The organism is uncultured Faecalibacterium sp., assembly GCF_900066275.1.
Lineage (GTDB): Bacteria > Bacillota > Clostridia > Oscillospirales > Ruminococcaceae > Faecalibacterium > Faecalibacterium taiwanense.
On the sequence record NZ_FMFG01000004.1, the window covers coordinates 99,253 to 116,810 of the forward strand.

General features: G+C 54.8%; 17 protein-coding genes and 1 tRNA gene. 2 read left to right on the forward strand and 16 right to left on the reverse strand.

Annotated elements, in window-relative coordinates; all coding sequences use genetic code 11:
- Positions 1-81: 81 nt before the first annotated feature.
- From rfbB to QZL71_RS02975, 7 genes are all read right to left on the reverse strand, one after another.
- Positions 82-1,146: a dTDP-glucose 4,6-dehydratase gene (rfbB, locus tag QZL71_RS02945; protein ID WP_294647682.1), complete on the reverse strand. Its 1,065-nt coding sequence runs from the start codon at positions 1,144-1,146 to the stop codon at positions 82-84.
- Positions 1,147-1,164: 18 nt separating this feature from the next.
- The gene (gene rfbD / locus QZL71_RS02950; RefSeq protein WP_097775168.1) at positions 1,165-2,082 is read right to left on the reverse strand and encodes a dTDP-4-dehydrorhamnose reductase; all 918 of its coding nucleotides are present in this window, start codon (positions 2,080-2,082) and stop codon (positions 1,165-1,167) included.
- Between the two features lie 21 nt (positions 2,083-2,103).
- The gene (gene rfbA / locus QZL71_RS02955; protein WP_005944568.1) at positions 2,104-2,991 is read right to left on the reverse strand and encodes a glucose-1-phosphate thymidylyltransferase RfbA; all 888 of its coding nucleotides are present in this window, start codon (positions 2,989-2,991) and stop codon (positions 2,104-2,106) included.
- Positions 2,992-3,320: 329 nt separating this feature from the next.
- Positions 3,321-4,112, reverse strand: a complete 792-nt coding sequence (locus QZL71_RS02960; RefSeq protein ID WP_294647684.1) for a glycosyltransferase — start codon at positions 4,110-4,112, stop codon at positions 3,321-3,323.
- A 5-nt stretch (positions 4,113-4,117) separates the two neighbouring features.
- Positions 4,118-6,541, reverse strand: coding sequence for a glycosyltransferase family 2 protein (locus tag QZL71_RS02965; protein WP_097775165.1), 2,424 nt, complete (start codon positions 6,539-6,541; stop codon positions 4,118-4,120).
- Between the two features lie 130 nt (positions 6,542-6,671).
- A complete protein-coding gene (locus QZL71_RS02970) occupies positions 6,672-7,721 on the reverse strand; it encodes a SpoIID/LytB domain-containing protein (RefSeq protein WP_294647686.1) in 1,050 nt (349 codons plus the stop codon).
- Positions 7,722-7,876: 155 nt separating this feature from the next.
- Positions 7,877-9,799 (reverse strand): HD domain-containing phosphohydrolase, encoded by a 1,923-nt coding sequence (locus QZL71_RS02975; protein ID WP_207698711.1) that lies wholly within the window; start codon positions 9,797-9,799, stop codon positions 7,877-7,879.
- Positions 9,800-10,336: 537 nt separating this feature from the next.
- On the opposite strand from QZL71_RS02975, the gene QZL71_RS02980 reads away from it, so the two are divergent.
- Positions 10,337-10,415 (forward strand) — tRNA-Leu (locus QZL71_RS02980).
- A 64-nt stretch (positions 10,416-10,479) separates the two neighbouring features.
- On the opposite strand, the gene QZL71_RS02985 is transcribed toward QZL71_RS02980, so the two are convergent.
- From QZL71_RS02985 to QZL71_RS03025, 9 genes are all read right to left on the reverse strand, one after another.
- The gene (locus QZL71_RS02985) at positions 10,480-11,976 is read right to left on the reverse strand and encodes a tyrosine-type recombinase/integrase (protein ID WP_294647688.1); all 1,497 of its coding nucleotides are present in this window, start codon (positions 11,974-11,976) and stop codon (positions 10,480-10,482) included.
- A complete protein-coding gene (locus tag QZL71_RS02990; protein ID WP_294647689.1) occupies positions 11,973-12,344 on the reverse strand; it encodes a helix-turn-helix domain-containing protein in 372 nt (123 codons plus the stop codon). The genes QZL71_RS02985 and QZL71_RS02990 overlap by 4 nt, the downstream gene beginning before the upstream one ends.
- Before the next feature lie 114 nt (positions 12,345-12,458).
- On the reverse strand, positions 12,459-13,268 hold the full coding sequence (locus tag QZL71_RS02995) for a DUF6551 family protein (RefSeq protein ID WP_097775162.1): 810 nt from the start codon (positions 13,266-13,268) through the stop codon (positions 12,459-12,461).
- On the reverse strand, positions 13,259-13,933 hold the full coding sequence (locus QZL71_RS03000; RefSeq protein WP_097771475.1) for a type II toxin-antitoxin system PemK/MazF family toxin: 675 nt from the start codon (positions 13,931-13,933) through the stop codon (positions 13,259-13,261). Before QZL71_RS03000 ends, QZL71_RS02995 begins: the two co-directional genes overlap by 10 nt.
- Positions 13,934-14,019: 86 nt before the next feature.
- Positions 14,020-14,247, reverse strand: coding sequence for a hypothetical protein (locus QZL71_RS03005; protein WP_097775161.1), 228 nt, complete (start codon positions 14,245-14,247; stop codon positions 14,020-14,022).
- 374 nt (positions 14,248-14,621) lie between these two features.
- Positions 14,622-15,113: a sigma-70 family RNA polymerase sigma factor gene (locus QZL71_RS03010; RefSeq protein ID WP_015565818.1), complete on the reverse strand. Its 492-nt coding sequence runs from the start codon at positions 15,111-15,113 to the stop codon at positions 14,622-14,624.
- 533 nt (positions 15,114-15,646) lie between these two features.
- Positions 15,647-16,354, reverse strand: a complete 708-nt coding sequence (locus QZL71_RS03015; RefSeq protein ID WP_097784816.1) for an ImmA/IrrE family metallo-endopeptidase — start codon at positions 16,352-16,354, stop codon at positions 15,647-15,649.
- Entirely contained in the window at positions 16,354-16,635 is a 282-nt protein-coding gene (locus QZL71_RS03020) for a hypothetical protein (RefSeq protein ID WP_097775158.1), read from the reverse strand. The genes QZL71_RS03015 and QZL71_RS03020 overlap by 1 nt, the downstream gene beginning before the upstream one ends.
- A gap of 43 nt (positions 16,636-16,678) precedes the next feature.
- The gene (locus QZL71_RS03025) at positions 16,679-16,876 is read right to left on the reverse strand and encodes a hypothetical protein (protein WP_097775157.1); all 198 of its coding nucleotides are present in this window, start codon (positions 16,874-16,876) and stop codon (positions 16,679-16,681) included.
- Positions 16,877-17,085: 209 nt separating this feature from the next.
- Between QZL71_RS03025 and QZL71_RS03030 the strand changes: the two genes are divergently transcribed.
- The coding region (locus QZL71_RS03030) for a helix-turn-helix domain-containing protein (RefSeq protein WP_294647691.1) at positions 17,086-17,558 on the forward strand (473 nt) is incomplete at its 3' end.

A 17,558-nucleotide genomic window follows, 5' to 3' on the forward strand; every position in this document is an offset into this window, starting at 1 on the left:
CAGAACAACACCCCTTGAACCAAACAAAGCCGGACAGCTTGCGGGCTGTCCGGCTTTTGATTTTGCTTGGTTTACAGGCTGTTACTTATTCTTGTACATATCCTGATAGTAGTTCTGGTAATCACCGCTGGTGACATGGTCCATCCACTCCTGATGGTTCAGGTACCAGTCAATGGTCAGCACGATGCCCTTTTCAAAGGGGGTCTCGGGGTACCAGCCCAGATCGTTCTTGATCTTGGTGGGGTCGATGCCGTAGCGGCGGTCGTGGCCCAGACGGTCGGCAACGTGCTTGATGAGGTCCTCGCTGATGCCCTCGTCCTGCAGGCGGTCATGCAACTGGTTGATGATGGTCTTGACGATGAAGATGTTGGGGCGCTCGTTGTGGCCGCCCACGTTGTACACCTCGCCGACCTTGCCGCCGTTGGCTACCATGTCGATGGCCTTGCAGTGATCTTCCACATACAGCCAGTCGCGGATCTGCATACCGTCGCCGTAGACGGGCAGCTGCTTGTGGTGCTTGACGTTGTTGATCATCAGGGGGATCAGCTTCTCCGGGAACTGGTAAGGGCCGTAGTTGTTGGAGCAGCGAGTGATGTTCACGGGCATGCCGTAGGTATCGTGGAATGCCATAACGAACATATCGGCGCTGGCCTTGGAGGAAGAATAGGGGCTGTGGGGGCACAGGGGGGTGGTCTCCATAAAGTAGCCGTCCGCACCCAGTGCGCCGTACACCTCATCGGTGGACACCTGCAGGTACTTCTTGCCCTCTTTCCAAGTCTTGGCATCGGCATCATACCATGCTTCCTTGGCGCGCTGCAGCAGGTTGACGGTGCCCATCACGTTGCTCTGCACAAAAATTTCGGGGTTCTTGATGGAGCGGTCCACGTGGCTCTCGGCGGCAAAGTTGATGACGTAATCGAAATCGTACTTCCGGAACAGGCCTTCCACCAGCTCCTTGTCGCAGATATCGCCCTGCACGAACACATGGCGGGGGTCGCCCTCCACATCCTTCAGGTTTTCCAGATTGCCGGCGTAGGTCAGCTTATCCAGATTGACCAGCAGGATCTCCGGGTATTTCTTGAGCATATAATGCACAAAGTTGGAGCCAATAAAACCGGCGCAGCCGGTGATCAGATAGGTTTTCATAGGTTCAATTTCCTCTTTTCAGTCTTTCATCCCATTGTCGCCGTCCCAGTGGGCGAAGAAGCAGGCCAGAGCGTCTCTCCAGTCGCGCACATCGTTGCCCACGGTGCAGCGCAGCATCCGGTTGTCCAGTGCGCTCCACTTGGGGCGGTCGGCGCTTTCCGGGTGCTTTGCCTTGTATTCCTCGCTGGTGCAGGGTGCCACAGCGGCATCCACGCCGGACAGGCGGATGATCTCGGACGCAAAATCATACCACGAGCAGATGCCCTCGCCGGTGCAGTGATACAGGCCGTACTCGTGGGTGACGCACAGCTGCAGGATCTCGTGGGCCAGATCCACCGCGTTGGTGGGGTTGCCGCACTGGTCATTGACCACTTCCAGCTTGCCAAACTTCTTGCCTGCGTTCACGATGGTCTTGACGAAGTTTTTGCCGTAGTAGCTGTAGAGCCACGCGGTGCGCACGATGAAGTGACGGTGGCAGAACTGCTCCACATACTTTTCGCCCATGAGCTTGGTAGAGCCATATGCGCTGATGGGGCCGGGAATGGTGGCTTCGTCCTGTGCAACGCCGCCGTTCTCACGGCCGGAGAACACATAATCGGTGGAGACGTGTACCAGTCGTGCACCGGTCTTTTCCGCTGCCTGTGCCAGATTGCGGGGGCCGAGGGCGTTTGCCTTGAAGGCGGCATCATGGTTCACTTCGCAGCCGTCCACATTGGTGTAGGCAGCGCAGTTGATGATGACATCCGGGCGGTTGCGGCGGATGAACTCGTCCACCATTTTGTAGTTGGAGATATCCAGATCCGGCAGGTCCACGGCGATCACCGTGGCATTGAGCAGCTTTTCGGGGATGGGGCCGATCTCGCTGCGGCCTTCGCGCAGCTGCTTGAGGATCTCGGTGCCTAGCTGACCCTTGCAGCCGGTAACAATGATTTTCATATGGGTATGCCTCTCTTTTGCTTAATAGCGCAGCTTGCCGTCTGCAACGTTCTTCAGGTGCTGGCCGTAAGGACTCTTGCCGTAGCGCTCAGCGCTTTCCAGCAGGGTGTCGCGGTCGATCCAGCCGTACTTGAAGGCGATCTCTTCCGGCGCACTGATCTTGATGCCCTGGCGCTTCTCGATCATGCGCACAAAATCGGCTGCTTCCACCAGACTGTCCATGGTGCCGGTGTCCAGCCATGCAAAACCGCGGCCCAGCAGCTGAACATCCAGCTCGTCCTTCTTCAGATACATGTCGTTCAGGGTGGTGATCTCCAGCTCGCCGCGGGCAGAGGGCTTGACCTGCTTTGCCATCTTCACGACCTCTTTGTTATAGAAGTACAGGCCGGTGATGGCGTAGTTGGACTTGGGATGCTGAGGCTTTTCCTCCACGCTGAGCACCTTGCCGTCCTTGTCGAACTCCACGATGCCAAAGCGTTCCGGGTCCTGCACATAGTAGCCGAACACGGTGCAGCGGCCTTTGTTTTCCGCATTGGCAGCGGCGGTCTTGAGGATCTTGGAGAAGCCGTTGCCGTAGAAGATGTTATCGCCCAGGATCATGGCGCAGCAGTCGTCGCCAATGAACTCTTCACCCAGAATGAAGGCCTGTGCCAGACCGTCCGGAGAGGGCTGAACTTTATACTGCAGATGGATGCCGTACTGGCTGCCATCACCCAGCAGCGCCTCAAAGCGAGGCGTATCGGTCGGGGTGGAGATGATCAGGATGTCCTGAATGCCTGCCAGCATCAGCGTGGACAGAGGATAATAGATCATCGGCTTGTCGTAGACCGGCAGCAGCTGTTTGCTGGTGACCATGGTCAGCGGGTAAAGCCGGGTGCCGGCACCGCCGGCAAGAATGATACCTTTCATATTTGTGCACTCCTTTAAAATAGATTGAAAAGTTGTGCAGCTGTACGCCGCCCAGACGGGAGACCGCCCGGATGACGTATGGATTCAAAGCGGAGCTGCGTCCGCTGTAAACAAATTCAGGAGCCGCTCCCCCCTGCCCAAAATGGCAAAATGGGAATAACAGTTCACTTTATTTTACTATCAAATCACACAAAAAGCAAGAAAGAACGGCTTTCCCGAAAAATTTTCCGGAAAAGCCGTTCTGAAACTCCTTCAATCTCGCATTTGTTCCGCCCAAAAGGCCCCCTCTCCGAGGGGGCTGGCAATGCCGCAGGCATTGACTGGGGGAGTTACCACGCAAAGCCCCACTTGGAGAAATAGCGCAGCAGGCTGTGCAGCTGCCACAGAAAAGGCTTCAGGCTGCGGTGCGCCGCGCGGTGCCATGCATGGATGGCGGTGTACTGGGGCACCAGATACGCCTTGCCCCGGGTGCGCATCTTCTGGGTCAGGTCAGCGTCCTCCACATACATGAAGTAGTCCTCATCAAAGCCGCCCACGGCCTTGAAGGCTGCAGTATCCACCGCCGAGAAGCTGCCGGTGCAGAACTCGATCTCGGTGGGGCTGGTCAGGTCTTTGTCCGCCATGAGATAGCGCTCGTTGTACTTTGCCCAGAATTTCAGGCAGGGCAGCTGGCGGTACACCATGGCCCGCACACTGCACCGGCGCAGCGGCAGACGCTGGGGCCGCCCGTCCGGGAAGGTGAGTGCGGGCCGCGCCATCACCACGCCGGGGTGCTGTGCCATCCAGTCCGCAAGGTCACTGAGGGTGTCCTCCGTCAGCTGGATGTCCGGATTCAGGATGAAGTGCACCCGGCTTTGCAGCAGGCTGAGCACCGTGTTGTGGCCGGTGCCAAAGCCGCCGTTCTCTGTGCGGCAGAGCACCTCCACCTTCTGGTCCTTGCGGATGTGCAGGGTGCCGTCCTTCGCAGCCTTTGCAAGGCACTGGCCGCTGCCGTCCGGGCTGGCGTTGTCCACCAGATACAGTGTCAGCGGGTGGCGGCGGGTGCAGTCCAGCACGGTCTGTGCCGCCCTGAGCGCTTCATCCGCGCCGTTATAAACTACAATACAAGCAGAAAGTTCCATGTCGTTCACTCCAGCGGTTTGATGTCAAAGCTGAAGTCCTCTTTCATCAGGTCAAAGTTCGGGTTCATGCAGGGGTCGCCTGCGGCCAGCTGCTTTGCCCACCGCTTCTGGAAGCGCTCCACCTCCGAGATAAAGCGCTTGCGCTTGACCGGGTTCTCGTCCAGACCGCGGCTCTTGCTCTCGTAGTGGTACAGCTGTGCAAACGGAGTGAACACGTTGGTATAGCCCGCTTCGCGCACGCGCACGCAGAAGTCCACGTCGTTGAAGGCCACAGCAAAGCTCTCGTCCAGACCGTTCACCTGCTCGTAGACGCTCCTGCGCACCATCAGGCAGGCGGCAGTGACCGCATACACATCCTGTGCATAGACCAGACGTCCCATATAGCCGGGGTGGCCCACCGGGAAGTTCTTGTGCATGTGGGCCGCAAGGGTCAAAAAGCCGAAGCCGATGCCCGCGTGCTGGATAGTGTTGTCCGGATAAAGCAGCTTTGCGCCCACGCAGCCCACACGGTCCTGCTGGGCGTACATGAGCATTTCCTCGATCCAGCGCGGAGAAATGACCTCGGTATCGTTGTTGAGCAGCAGCAGGTATTCGCCGGTGGCTTCCTTTGCGCCAAAGTTGTTCAGGGCGCTGTAGTTGAAGCCGGTGCCCTGCCATGTGATCACCTTCAGGTTCTTGTGCTCCTTCTGCAGCTTTTCATAGCAGCGGAAGGTGGCAGGCTCCCTGCTGTTGTTCTCGATGACGATGATCTCAAGATCCTCATAGGTGCTCCTGCGGTAGATGGACTCCACGCAGGTGCGCAGGTCGGAAGAATGGTCGCAGCTAGGGATCAGGATGCTGACCCGGCCCGGCTTTGTGATGGTATAGTCCGTCTTATAGAAGCCCGGCGTACCCGGGATCATGGAAACTTCATCCACCGGCACACCCACACGCTCGTAGTGAGCATACAGAGCCTTGACCGCAGCTTCCAGACAGTAGGTCTTGGCCGAAATGTTGCTTGCCACGCTGGTGGGGCTGGAGCGCCAGTAGTACAGCAGGTGCGGGATATGCACGATCTTGTGCGCCTTTTCAGTCAGGCGCAGGTAGAGGTCATAGTCCTGACTGCCGTTGTAGGCTGCACGCTCATCGCCGCCCACAGCGGCCAGCAGCTTTGCGCTGAACACGCTCAGGTGGCAGATATAGTTGTTGGAGCGCAGATTATCCAGCATATAATCCGGCTTGAAATGGTAAACGGTCAGATGGTCGATGTCGCCCTCAAAGGTCACTTCATCCGTATACACAAAGTCTGCGCCCTGTTCGGCAATGGCCTGTGCCACGTACCACAGAGCACAGGGGTGCAGGATATCATCGTGGTCCAGCAGGGCGATGAACTCGCCCGTTGCCAGCGCAAAGCCCTGATTGGTGTTGCCCGCAATGCCCTCGTTCTTTTCCAGCTTCTGGTAACGGATGCGGGGGTCTTCCGCAGCACGGGCTGCTACGGTCTGGCCCACCGTCTCGTCCTGACCGGCATCCACAAGGCACAGCTCCCAGTTCTGATAGGTCTGGTTCTGCACCGAGTCCAGCAGCTCCACCAGAAACTGCTGCGGCGTATTGTACAGCGGCACCACAATGCTGATGCGCGGCGCGGCGGGCTGGTCGGCCGCCTGCCTTACCAGCAGCTCTGCGCTGGCAAAGCGGTCGGCGCGCATGGTCCTGCCCGGGAACAGCTTCGCATATTCCTTTTTGGCCTTTGCCTGCGCACGCACGCCGGAAATGCCCACCCGGCGCAGCTGGCCCAGAAAGACGAACGGCGGGAAGGTGTGTGCCAGCTGACGGCCCTTGCTGACAAAGTAGCGCAGCGGCCAGCTCATCTTCCAGAAAGTAGAGCTGGTCACATTGTTCAGTGTCTTTTCCAGATCCTGCTCATGGCTGCGGCTCAGCGAAAGATCGCTGCGCAGACGCTCCAGCTGAGCCGTCTGCTCTTCGCCGGTGCGCTCGGCCTGCTGCATCCGCTCTCGCAGATCGTCCAGCGTCATCTCGTAGCCTGCCAGCAGCTGCTGTGCATCCTGCACAGCGGCGCTGCGGCAGAACAGCGCGGTCTGCTGGGCTTTGCCACGGTTCTTCCACTCAAAATCCCGATACAGGCCCTGTGCGGCCAACTGCTTTGCACAGTCAGCCATGGCCGATGCATCGGTGCATACCAGCAGCACCTGTGCACACTGCAGTGCGGGCAGATCCACCCATTCCGGGTCCTCCACCACCAGCAGGGCAGCGGTGCCCTGCTCTGCATTCTCCGGCAGCAGCTGTGCGCCGGCCTTTTCCAGTGCTTCGGCCAGTGCGCCGCTGCCGCCCAGCACCTGAATGCTGGCAGGGGTCAGCTCCCGCACGATGCGCTGCGCCAGTGCACGGCAGCGCTCGGCCTGTCGTTTGGTTTCTTTTTCCTGATCCATTCCAATCTCCGCTCCTATGGAACTTTTTTATCTTAAAATGATCTCTCAAAAAATCACACGATTTATAGTATACCAAATCCGGCATGATTTGAGAAGGTTTTGCGCGCATTTCTTTGCAGTTTTCCACTGCTTACCAGTGGAACAGGCTGTGTAGCCAGCCAAAGAGCCCACCGCCGGAGCTGCCGGAAGCGGAAATGCTCACACCCGTGTAGTAGTGGCTCAGGATCTCCCGGTAGCCCATGCCCTGCTCCTGTGCGTAACCCACAGCACCGCACTGGCTCATGCCCACGCCATGGCCAAAGCCGTAATAGGTCATGCAGGGAGTGCCGCTTTCGTCCGCGCCAAAGTCGAAGCAGTAACGGGAGGAAACGAACTGGCCGATATAGCGGTAGCTGCGGCCATTGGAAACAAAGGTGTTGTACTGCACAAAGCCGCCCAGATCCTTGTGGGTGGTGTCGGCGTTGACGTAGGGCTCGCCGGTGCGGCTGTCGTTATACTCTTTATAGGTATAATCTTTTCCGATGACCCGGCGCAGCTTGTTGTGGTACTGCTCCTCGTAGGGGCTCTCCACGCTCTGCAGATACGGCACATCGGTGCCCCATGCGTCCCGGCTGGAGCAGGTGCCGTACACGCCGGTCTGGGTGTTGTAGCCCGCACTGGCCGACCACACGGCGTCGCAGACGCTGCCGTTGTAGGTAAGGATCTCATTTTTCACCGGTTCCACCGCCCTGCGGATGGCTTCCCGTGCCGAGGACGGGATCTGATCCACCGGAGTGTAGATGAGCGCATTGGCAGAGGAGCCGTACTGCTTGTGGTATTCCAGATAGGAATGGATGGCCACCGCCTGCGCCTTCCACGCCTGCTGGGCGGCGCTGGCGCTGACATAGCTGCCAATGGAGCCAAGCTCCGTGTAGGTAATGCCCACAAGACAGTCCACAAGGTTCAGCGTGACATTGCGCTGCAGGCCTTTTCCCTTGATGTTGAGGTAAGGCATGGTGATGGTATCACTGGTGCCAAAGAGCCATGCAAGGCAGTTTTCCTCCTCGGCAGGGATCAAGGTCGTGTCCGCGCCACCCATAGTGGTGGCTGCCGAAGCCGCCGGGACCAGCACGCAAACGCACAGCGCTGCTGCCAGCACAAACGCCGCCGCGCGGCGCACAAACCGATGCAGATGTTTCAAAAGTGATCTCCTCCTGTTTTTTGCAGATTTCCGACTGTGTTTTTTACAGTGTAACACAGCCTGCGCCTGCGGGCAAGGACTGGACTTTCGTTTTCACATCTGGACAAAGAAGAAACCGGAGGGCCTTTCCCGTTCGGGCAGCTCTCCGGTCTGATTTATAAGGTCTCCGGCCGACGACGCATGGCATCGTCGATCTCGTTCTCGATCTCCCGCAGGCAGTCCAGCAGCACCGGATTGAACGCCCCGGCCTCGCCGGTGCAAAGCATCTGCACTGCAGCCGCGCAGGGTACCGGCGGCTGGCTTCCGCTGCCAGTAGTCAGCGTTTCGTAGGCATCCGCAAGGCCGACCACCTGTGCCGCAATGGGGATCTGTTCGCCAACCAGCTGGTCCGGGTAGCCGCTGCCGTCGTACCGCTCGTGGTGCCAGCGGCAGATCTGATAGGCTACCCGCACAAAATCTTCGTCGCGGTAGGCATCCAGCTCTTCCAGCATCCGTGCACCCAGCAGGGTATGCTGGCGCATGGTTTCTTCATCCTCCGGCGTGCGCGGCTCCGGGCTGTTCAGGACCTGTTCCCCGATCTCCATTTTGCCAATGTCGTGCAGCACCGAGGCCATGCTGATGGTACGGCGCATCTCCTGCGTCAGGGGGTAAGTCTCGGTCTTTTGCACCAGATGGTCCAGCAGCATTCCGGTCAGGGTGCTGATGTGCTGCACATGGGTGCGGCTCTCGCCGTTGCGTCGCTCCACCACCCGGCTCAGAATGCCGATCATCATTTGGCTGCGCTTTTCCTTTTGCGACACCTGATCCGCCACCATGGCGCTCAGGCGGCGCTGCTTTGCATACATGCGGATGGTGTTGGTAATGCGCTGATACACCACCCTTGCATCAAAGGGGCGGCTGATATAATCGGACGCACCCAGATCAAAGGCGCGGCGCACCGTGTCCACATTGTCCTCGCTGGAGATCATGATGACCGGGATCTCTTCCAGCATTCCGCGCTGGCTCATGGCTTCCAGCACGGTAAAGCCGTCAATGCCGGTCATGTGGATATCCAGCAGCACAACGGAGATGCCGGTGGGGTTCTGTTCCAGCAGGCGCAGGCAGTCCTCGCCGGAAGCCGCTTCGGCAGTGTCGAACTGGCTGTTCAGCATCTGGCTGAGCAGCATCCGGTTCATGGCCGAGTCGTCCACGATGAGCACACTCTGGCGGCTGTGGGTGGGCTGCAGGGCGTGCGGCTCCGGCTGACGCTCGGTGATCACGGTGTTTTTCTGGATGCGTGCATAGTGCATCAGCCGTTCCGCGTGCTGCACCGCATCGTCCACATTTTCGTCGTCGATCCACACGCCGCCAATGCTGGCTGACATGCGGATGCGGGAGTAGCCCGGCACGCTGGCCGCCTGCAGCTGCAGACGGATCTGTTCCAGACGCGGGCTGAGCTGTTCCTGCCGGATGTCCGGCAGCAGCAAAAGCAGCCTGCCGCCGTCGTAGCGGATCAGGCGGTCTTTTTCCGAAAGGCCGCGCCGGATGGTGCTTACCGCCGTTTCCAGCACGCTGTTGCCTGCACCGGAGCCGTAAACATCGTTGGAGAACTTCAGATCGTCCATATCCAGCATCGCCACACCGGCGGTAATGCTGCGGTAGCGATAGTTTTCATCATAATAGGTGCGGTTGTAGGCACCGGTCAGCGGGTCGCGGTAGCGCTTTTCCCGCTCGTCGGTAATACTGTTGAGCAGCCGCTCACCGTTTTCCGGGTCCAACAGAACGCTGCGGTCGATCTTGCGGGTCAGCTCCAGCACACAGAGTTGGCCATCCACCTGCACACAGCTGGCCGTGATCTCGTACAGCTCCTGCCCAAAGTATTCCAGCCTTGTTTTCCGGGTGTTCTTTTCCAGCGCCTGCCTTGCCACGCAGTTTTCACACGGACGGCTGCGCCGCCACTGGGCATAGCAGGGCGCGCTGCCCTTTTTGCCGCCCTGCACCTCGTCCGCCTTCATCAGGCGCACCGTCATGAACACCTTGCGGAGCTGGCGCATTTCCTCTTCCATCTGCTGGCGTGTTCTGTCTTTTTTGCTCATCATCGCATATCCCCCGCTGCAAAACCGCGCGTTTTGGGCCGCACGGCATTCCTTCACGAATAACATTATACTATTTTTTACCAGAATACGTCAATCTTCACCCCTTGCAGCCTGCGGTGCGGAATGTGTCGTTTTGATCCTGTAAAATCAACGTAAGCTCTTTATTTTTGTCAAATTTCCTCATCAGACGCCGTACTGTGCCGCACAAAGCGACGCAAATTGGGGAGTGCAGTTTTCCGGCCGTCTGCTGCCCGCTCTGCCCGGGAACAGTCCACGTGTTTCCGCCGGAAACTCAGTCTTGATTTTGTGCGCAGAATCCGCTATAATAGTAACGTTCTTTTGAATTGCGTATCAGCCGGTGTGTCGGAATGGCAGACGAGGGGGACTCAAAATCCGCTTCGTGATTTTTCGTGTCTGTGCGAGAAATTTACGAGTATTCGTTGAATTTTGAGAGTTTGTCGAAGCAGGATTTCTTACATCCCTCCTGAACATCCCTCCAATCTTCAGAAACCGGTACTAATGTATCAAAATTGAATATAAGCCGATGTGGCGGAATGGCAGACGCAAACGACTCAAAATCGTTCGGGAAACCATGTGGGTTCGAGTCCCACCATCGGCACTCCATCATAAAACAGCTTAGAATCGAAAGATTTTGGGCTGTTTTTCTTTTTCTGCTCAGTTTCTTATACTTTGGTGTTTTCCGGGAAGATATTAACGATTGCATTCGCCGAGGATACCTTACTGGAGAAATCCAGATGTGTATAAATGTTGCTTGTTGTGCTGATGTCACTGTGACCCAGCCACTCCTGAATCTCCTTCAGGCTCACGCCATTGGCATAGAGCAGACTGGCACAACTATGGCGCAGATCGTGAAAGCGGATACGCTTCATCTGGTGTGCTACCAGAAAATCTGGGAAATGCTGGCTCAGGAAATCTGGCCGAATCCGCTTTCCCATCGGGTCTACATAGATATAGTCAAGATAATCGGTGCAATAGCTTTTGCCGCAGACCTTCCGATTCTGCTCCTGCTCCTTTTTCATTTTATTGAGCATCTGCTCACAGGCAGGGATTAGGGGAAGTGTCCGGCAGCTCGACTTTGTTTTTGTCTTATCTCGTGCGATTTCCGTTACTGTTCCGTTGATCTTTGCGGTCACAACCGTATGCTGAATGCTGATTTTCTTGTTCTCAAAGTCAATGGCATCCCATTTCAAACCAACAATTTCACTGCGCCGCAGCCCGTAGAATGCAGCCATGATGACGCCAAACTCCGAAGGGTCACCTTGAATCACCTTGAAAAGTTGCTCCAGTTCTTCACCGCTGTAAATCTCCGACTTGAACTTTTCCTTACGAGGACGTTCAACGCGATCTGCCGGGTTGGAACGGATCATGCCGATTTGAAAAGCATACTGTAAGCATTTGCGGATGTTGGCGTGATAGTGAATGACGGTGTTTGCCGTAAGGCCACAATCCAACTCATGCTGGTAGAAGTCTTGGATGTATTTGGGATGCTGTTCCATATCCTGCAATGTATAGTGGAGCGGTTCAAAATATGGGACGATCTTGTGAATGATTGCTCTTTCATAGCTGGTATAGGTTGTGATTTCCACTCGTGACTTCATCATTTTCAACCAGTCCGTGATGAAGTCGGTGAAAAGTACCGGGGAGTTATCAAGGCAGGGGTCAACTTCTTTGATGGGGCTGACCTTCAGCCAATTATTGGCAACGGCATATTGCAGGGCATCGGTCAACTCCTTGTGCCAATCAAGAAGCTGCTGTACACTGGCCTCCTCCTGCTGACGCTCGTAGCGGAAGAACGTTTCCAGATCGCGCGGAGAGAGTGCTTTCAAAGACAGCCGCTTCTTTTCAAAGTATGGGACAACTACTCTTCCCAGATCATAAGCATATCTGCCATAGGTTTCGGGCGGAAGGTTCATCACACTTTCCCGAAGCCAGCGGTTCAGATATTCCGATACCGGCAGGTCGGAAACCTGCTGCATCGTTTCAGGGTTAAACTCTTTTTGTGTTTTACGCAACAGAGATTCAGCTCTTTTTTTGTTTCCTTTAACCGGAAGTCCTGTGCTGATGGATTTGGTTCTGCGCTTTCCATTTGTGTCTTTCCAGCTCAGAATCATCTGATACATACCGTTTTGTTCTCTTAAATGTCCGGCCACATTTGTCATAGTGATGCTCCTTTCTGTTCGTAGCCAAACGTCCTTTGCTTAGGCATCATAAGTTTAGAAGACTCTGGAGTGTTTTGCAAGGATGGCGCAAGAGAGTTTGAAAGGCGCATCCCTCCAAGTTGCCGATTCTGATCGATCAGGTACTCTACCACGCAGAGTTTTGGTATCTTATAACTGCGTCCTACACGCGCCGAGTGGATCTTATTCTGCTTGACCAGCAGATACGCATTCTTCCGGCAGATGCCAAGCATTTCCTGAAGAATGTCTACGGATACCACATCCGGGTAATCCTTGAACATCATCATGTACCGCTCTGTCTTGCGGTCGGGCTCTTCCTGAATCAAAGTGCAGGCTGCGATCTCGCTCATTCCGGTCCTCTCCTTTCCAGTTCAATATGTCAATTATTTGAAAGAAAATACTATATGTAAAGAGCGATGGCCTTTTCCGGGAACCATCTCACTTGCCAAAGGAGATATTTGAGCTTAGAACTTCATCGGCAGTGCGTCTTTCCTGCACTTGCCGTTGTAGGTGGTGTAGATGGGGTAAACGTACCGCCGCCAGCCCGGAAGCTTGGCGGGGTTATCCCGGCTGACACGGTAGAGCTCCATGGGATGGACGCCGCTCAGCGCACGGACAAGCCGCTCCTCGCTGTACTGCCCATGATACAGCTGCACAAAGTACATCACGCCCCGCAGGACAGCCGCCCGGAAGGAATCCGGTTTGCCCTCCCACGCTTCCACGATGTGCCGCAGAGCTTCGCAGTAGATCTCTTCGCCCAGCTGGTCGTACAGCTTCAGCGCCGTGCCCACGCAGCCGATGCGGTAGTCGCTCAGCTGCATACTGTCGTAGTTGAGGGAAAGCCCCGCCCGGTTAGTGGCTGCGACAAACGCCTTGGAAGGCGCATCGCCGCCCACCACCTTGGCGCGCAGCTTGATGCCCGCCGACAGGGGTGCGGCGTGACCGTTCTGCTCGGCAAAGAGCAGGGCTTCCTGCTCCATCGTCAGACCGGTGTAGACCTTGCAGAGGATCGGGCGGTCCTCGCCGCCGTTGAGGAGGATGCAGCCCTCGATGGTGTGCTGCCCATCCATTACATAGTACCTGCCGTTGCGGAAGCTGACCTTCGGCTCGTTAACGATGTACTCGTTGAAGTCCCTTGCAATCAGCTCCACCCTCTTGCGCTCTACGCCCCGCTGGTAGATCTCGCGGGGATAGATCAGCTTGCTGCTGTGGATGACCGAAAGCTGGTACGGCGGGTTGATACCAATGAAAGTATTGTTGTCGTTCAGGCGCATCGCATTTCCTCCTTGATTCTCCAAATGTACTTCTCGGCTTCCTCTAAGATCTCAGTCACCTGCTGCTTCCGCTTCGGGCTGGTGAGCAGGCTGGGATTGAAGGTGAAGCTATATTCGAGCCGCTGGATCATGGCATGAACCGCGGATTGCAGTTCGGTGTACAGCATCATTTCCTCGATGCTTCCGGCGTTCTCAAAGGACGACCGGATGGGCGTATAGGGGTAGACAGGCGGTTTGCCATCCACCACCTCAGGCGGCGCATAAACCGCCGTAGAGCGCCGGATAGGCTCTATCTGCTGGATGCTGCCCATAGGGTTCAGCGCAAGGCTGATGCGAACCGCATCATCCACCCGGCGCATCTCCTCTGGGGTCAGATGCCCCAGATACTTCAGTGCCCGGCTTTTGTCGATGGTGAAGATCTGCTCTGCCTGCACAACGGACGGCATATTCAACCCTGCGTTTTCCAACAGGCAGTGGGTCGGCTGGTTTACTTTCTTTTCCGCCTTGCTTGTCATGGTCGCAACGATCAGGGTCGGAGAGTGATAATTGCCCACGTCATTCTGAAGAATGACCGCCGGGCGGTCACCGTGCTGTTCCGAGCCGGTGCTCGCCCCGAAATGGGTGAAGAAGATGTCTCCGCGTTGGAATTTCCAGTTTTGCTGCAAAATTGTACCTCCATGTTGTTATGTGCAAAGCCCGCTGCCGGATGTTCCGCAACGAGCTTCGTTCAAGGTATGGTGGTATGGTTGGGTCAGCGGTGCATGACCACATAATCATAGCCGCGCCGCATCTGGCAGACGGTGCATGTGTCCATGCTCCGGTCTGGGCTGGGTACAAGCGCGATTTTGAAAGCCTTTGCATCCACAAAGTGCCGCAGACAGGTACCGCAGAGAGTTCGGATGGACTTGACCATCTCAGGGGTCAGCTCCATCTCCTCGTAGATCTCCTGCTCGCGCACCGTGGGGTTCAACTCGTCCATAAAAGTGTCCTCCTATGTATCAAAAGTGAATATTCGGATAAAGAATAAATAAGAGTACGTAAAAAAACGGGAACTGCCGGATGCGTGGAACGTACCCGACAGTTCCCGGATCAATATGATTAAAGGTCTCGCATATTCGCCCTCGGCTCCCTGCGAGTGGGGCATGAACATCTGGCAGCGGACTTGTACCGCTTCATTGGCATTTCAGCCACCCCGTCTGCTTTGTGACCGGGCCGCGAATTACGGAAGTATCATTATCGGAGTACCAGATGACGGAACTATTCAGTTTTCAAGGTCCCTGAGGTCGGACGTTTCGCCCTGCGGCAGGTGCCGCTTGGGAAATTGTCCTCTCACTTGGTAGCCGACGAGAAAGGTCAATTCGTAGCATTGAAATTGAAGTTTTTCAAAAATTTAGTAATTCTCTTGATTTTGATACTAATAGTGGGCCGAGATACGCCGTAGACTTTAGAAATTTCAGTGATGTCGTATCCCTCGTAAGCGTACATGGTGATGATTTCCAAATCTTCGGTTTTCAAAGTTTCGAGTGCAGTAAGCAACTGCTCGTTCTCAATCTCACCAATCCATGCAAAACGGCTTTTAGTTTCGTGGTAAGTATCTGTCACGGTAATCGCATCCTGATAGCGTAGCATCAAAGGCGACGCTTCTTCCTCAGAGCTTTCATACGCAGGAGCGGTGAATTCCTGCGTCCGCTCGATAAAGGTACGCTCCGAATTGAATTGCTGACGGTCATAATCGTACATCTTCTGGATGGCCTCTTTCGTCATTCCCGCAGCTGCGTACTCGATGCGCAACTTTTCCCAGTGTGCTTCAAACTTCTTCAACTCATAGCCTTTATTAAAAGACATCGTAAACCTCCAAATTTTCGATAAGTCGTAAAAAGTCGAAAATTTGGAAGGCTACGGATATTTCGCCGCTTGGGGCATCCATGAAAAACGGACAAACATAAAGCCTGCTCCTTTTTACGGGAGCAGGCTACCTGAAGGCTAAAAAAATAGCCGGACAACCAACTAACAGAGCGGTTCTAAAGCAGAATCACTCTATCAGCTGTTGCCCGGCTATTTGGTGCGCGTTTCATACATTGCCTTGCGGCAATGGCCCGTTGCTCGGTGACGAACAGTCCATATTCAGGGTGCAATGCACCCGATTTTTGAAATTGTGGTTTGTCTAAAAAAGTCAGCGTCTGCGGTAGGCTAAGTCAACTGTTGCTATGTTACCGCACTTGAGGCACTTTATGCTGATAGAGCCTGAACAGCTCTCGTTTTTTTGGTAGAGCTTGTGTCCGCAAACCGGACAAAACCTCCAGCCAATGCTGAATTGTGCCTGCTGTATATTGTTCAGCGGTTTACTCTTAAAAGAGCGATTATTTGACCAAGTCATATTATTCTCCAAATCGAATGACGTCCAATGGATGGCAGTGGATGGGTTTTCCGTTGATGACCTGCATCTGCTGTAATCTGATCCTGATCGCAGACCACGATACCCCGATCCGTGCAGCCATCTCCAGAATTCTTTCATAGTTCGGGTCCGATGCGGATTTGTACAGGATTCCATTTGGCAGGCACAGCGCTGCACGTTCTATTTCGGCGTTGACCAGAAATGTTGGCATCAGCAGCTCCGCTGCAAGGGTATTCGCCTGCCATTCTTCCCATGAGGGCTGTCCGTTTCGTTCCCGATAGGCAATGTGCCCACGGCACTTGACTGCTTTTCCGTAGTCGTTCGGAAACAGGTCAGCCAGTATATGGTGCGCCGCTTCATGCGCTATCGTGAAATTCCGGCATCCGGTGCAGCTGTCTGACGCAAGGGCGGAATCGATTACAACGTCCTTCGGCATGAACACCTCCACAAGCTTTGTCCCGTCCCCCAAGGTTACGGTAAAACCGCATTTCTGGAAAACAGTCAGTCCTAGAATACTTCCATCGCTGCATAGCGGCAGCATTTTCACATTCAGCCCAAGAACAGAACTTGCGAGCCGTTCAGGGTCAATGGGTTCTGGGTCATCTTTACTGATCCCGAAACGGGTATAGTACTGGTCGATATACTTACCCGCTATGTGCGAAAGATCTGCGCGGGATAAGTATCTTGCCATTACGAAGCACAGCTTTCCGGCACGGAGCAGTAGGCTTCCACGAACCACTTGCCCCGTTCAAGCCAAAGATTCCGCTTCTGACCGCAGATCAGGCAGGTGAAGCAGTGACCTTTTCCGCCTAGGCGTGATGTCCCATGTTTGACTGCCAAGACACGATCAATTCCATAAGTGTGAGCCTTGTCATAGTTTATGGCAAGAGGGCGGATCTTACCGTCAGGAGTAAAACGAACGTCCACTTCGACGTATCTTTTCTCACGGCGAAGGTTGTAATCACCACACATCAGAATTCCTCCTTTTTGCGGATTTATCAAAACACGGCGTGCATTACTTGCGAATCATACTGCGTGCCACGAGCTGTTTTTCGTTCAACAGCGGAACGGACACTGTATGTTTTTTCCACTCATCCATAGAGCAGGTCACTGCTTTGCACAGACGGCATTTTGTCCAGCCACCGGTTTCATCAAGATCCACATCATAATTCATGGTTCCGCACATTGGACATCTTACATTTTCTTTTCTCATAGTATCACCTCGCAAAAAAACGCCAAACAAACACAATCCCATACGAAAATAACACCAAAAGGCTGTTATTTGTGGATTTGGTTTGATTATACACCCACTTTATGGAGATGTCAATTACGCATTTATCGCCATTTTAGAGATTTCCTGTTGATTTCTTATATTTTCTATACTATAATAGAGCTACCGGATCACAAAGGAGTGTTCTTGTTATGAAAAAGAAAACCACGCTCACTAAAATGCACATAGCCCCATCCACAGTGCGCTATGATGCAGTCGCTGCGAGGGATAGCAATGAGGTTGGTCAGATTCTCGCAGGCACACGAAAAAGGAATGGCTATTCACTTGTAACTTTCTCTGAACTTCTCCGTCACTATGGCGTCGATGTCAGTGATAAAGGAATCAGCAAATGGGAAAAAGGCTATACCACTCCTAGCATCTACCAACTAGTTGCAATCTGCTACGCATTGAACATCAAGGAGGGTCCTTCCTACTTTACAAAGAACTTCCAGAAACCCGCCCTTCTAAATGACATCGGGCAAAAAAAAGTCGCTGAGTACGAAATGGACTTGATTGCATCCCGGCGCTACCAGCCAGACGCAGAAGAGCCCGCGGAAATCGACTACATAATGATGCCTGTATCAGAGTTGCCAGTATCGGCAGGTCTAGGAGCTTTTCTTGAGGG

Excerpts from the sequence above, each read along its gene's own strand:
- QZL71_RS02960 (WP_294647684.1), bottom strand. The coding sequence starts at position 4,112 with ATGGAACTTTCTGCTTGTATTGTAGTTTATAACGGCGCGGATGAAGCG.
- QZL71_RS02985 (WP_294647688.1), bottom strand. The coding sequence starts at position 11,976 with ATGACAAATGTGGCCGGACATTTAAGAGAACAAAACGGTATGTATCAG.
- rfbA (WP_005944568.1), bottom strand. The coding sequence starts at position 2,991 with ATGAAAGGTATCATTCTTGCCGGCGGTGCCGGCACCCGGCTTTACCCG.
- QZL71_RS03015 (WP_097784816.1), bottom strand. The coding sequence starts at position 16,354 with ATGGCAAGATACTTATCCCGCGCAGATCTTTCGCACATAGCGGGTAAG.
- QZL71_RS03020 (WP_097775158.1), bottom strand. The coding sequence starts at position 16,635 with ATGTGTGGTGATTACAACCTTCGCCGTGAGAAAAGATACGTCGAAGTG.
- rfbB (WP_294647682.1), bottom strand. The coding sequence starts at position 1,146 with ATGAAAACCTATCTGATCACCGGCTGCGCCGGTTTTATTGGCTCCAAC.
- QZL71_RS02975 (WP_207698711.1), bottom strand. The coding sequence starts at position 9,799 with ATGATGAGCAAAAAAGACAGAACACGCCAGCAGATGGAAGAGGAAATG.
- QZL71_RS02965 (WP_097775165.1), bottom strand. The coding sequence starts at position 6,541 with ATGGATCAGGAAAAAGAAACCAAACGACAGGCCGAGCGCTGCCGTGCA.
- QZL71_RS02990 (WP_294647689.1), bottom strand. The coding sequence starts at position 12,344 with ATGAGCGAGATCGCAGCCTGCACTTTGATTCAGGAAGAGCCCGACCGC.
- QZL71_RS02995 (WP_097775162.1), bottom strand. The coding sequence starts at position 13,268 with ATGCGCCTGAACGACAACAATACTTTCATTGGTATCAACCCGCCGTAC.
- QZL71_RS03005 (WP_097775161.1), bottom strand. The coding sequence starts at position 14,247 with ATGGACGAGTTGAACCCCACGGTGCGCGAGCAGGAGATCTACGAGGAG.
- rfbD (WP_097775168.1), bottom strand. The coding sequence starts at position 2,082 with ATGAAAATCATTGTTACCGGCTGCAAGGGTCAGCTAGGCACCGAGATC.
- QZL71_RS03025 (WP_097775157.1), bottom strand. The coding sequence starts at position 16,876 with ATGAGAAAAGAAAATGTAAGATGTCCAATGTGCGGAACCATGAATTAT.
- QZL71_RS03010 (WP_015565818.1), bottom strand. The coding sequence starts at position 15,113 with ATGTCTTTTAATAAAGGCTATGAGTTGAAGAAGTTTGAAGCACACTGG.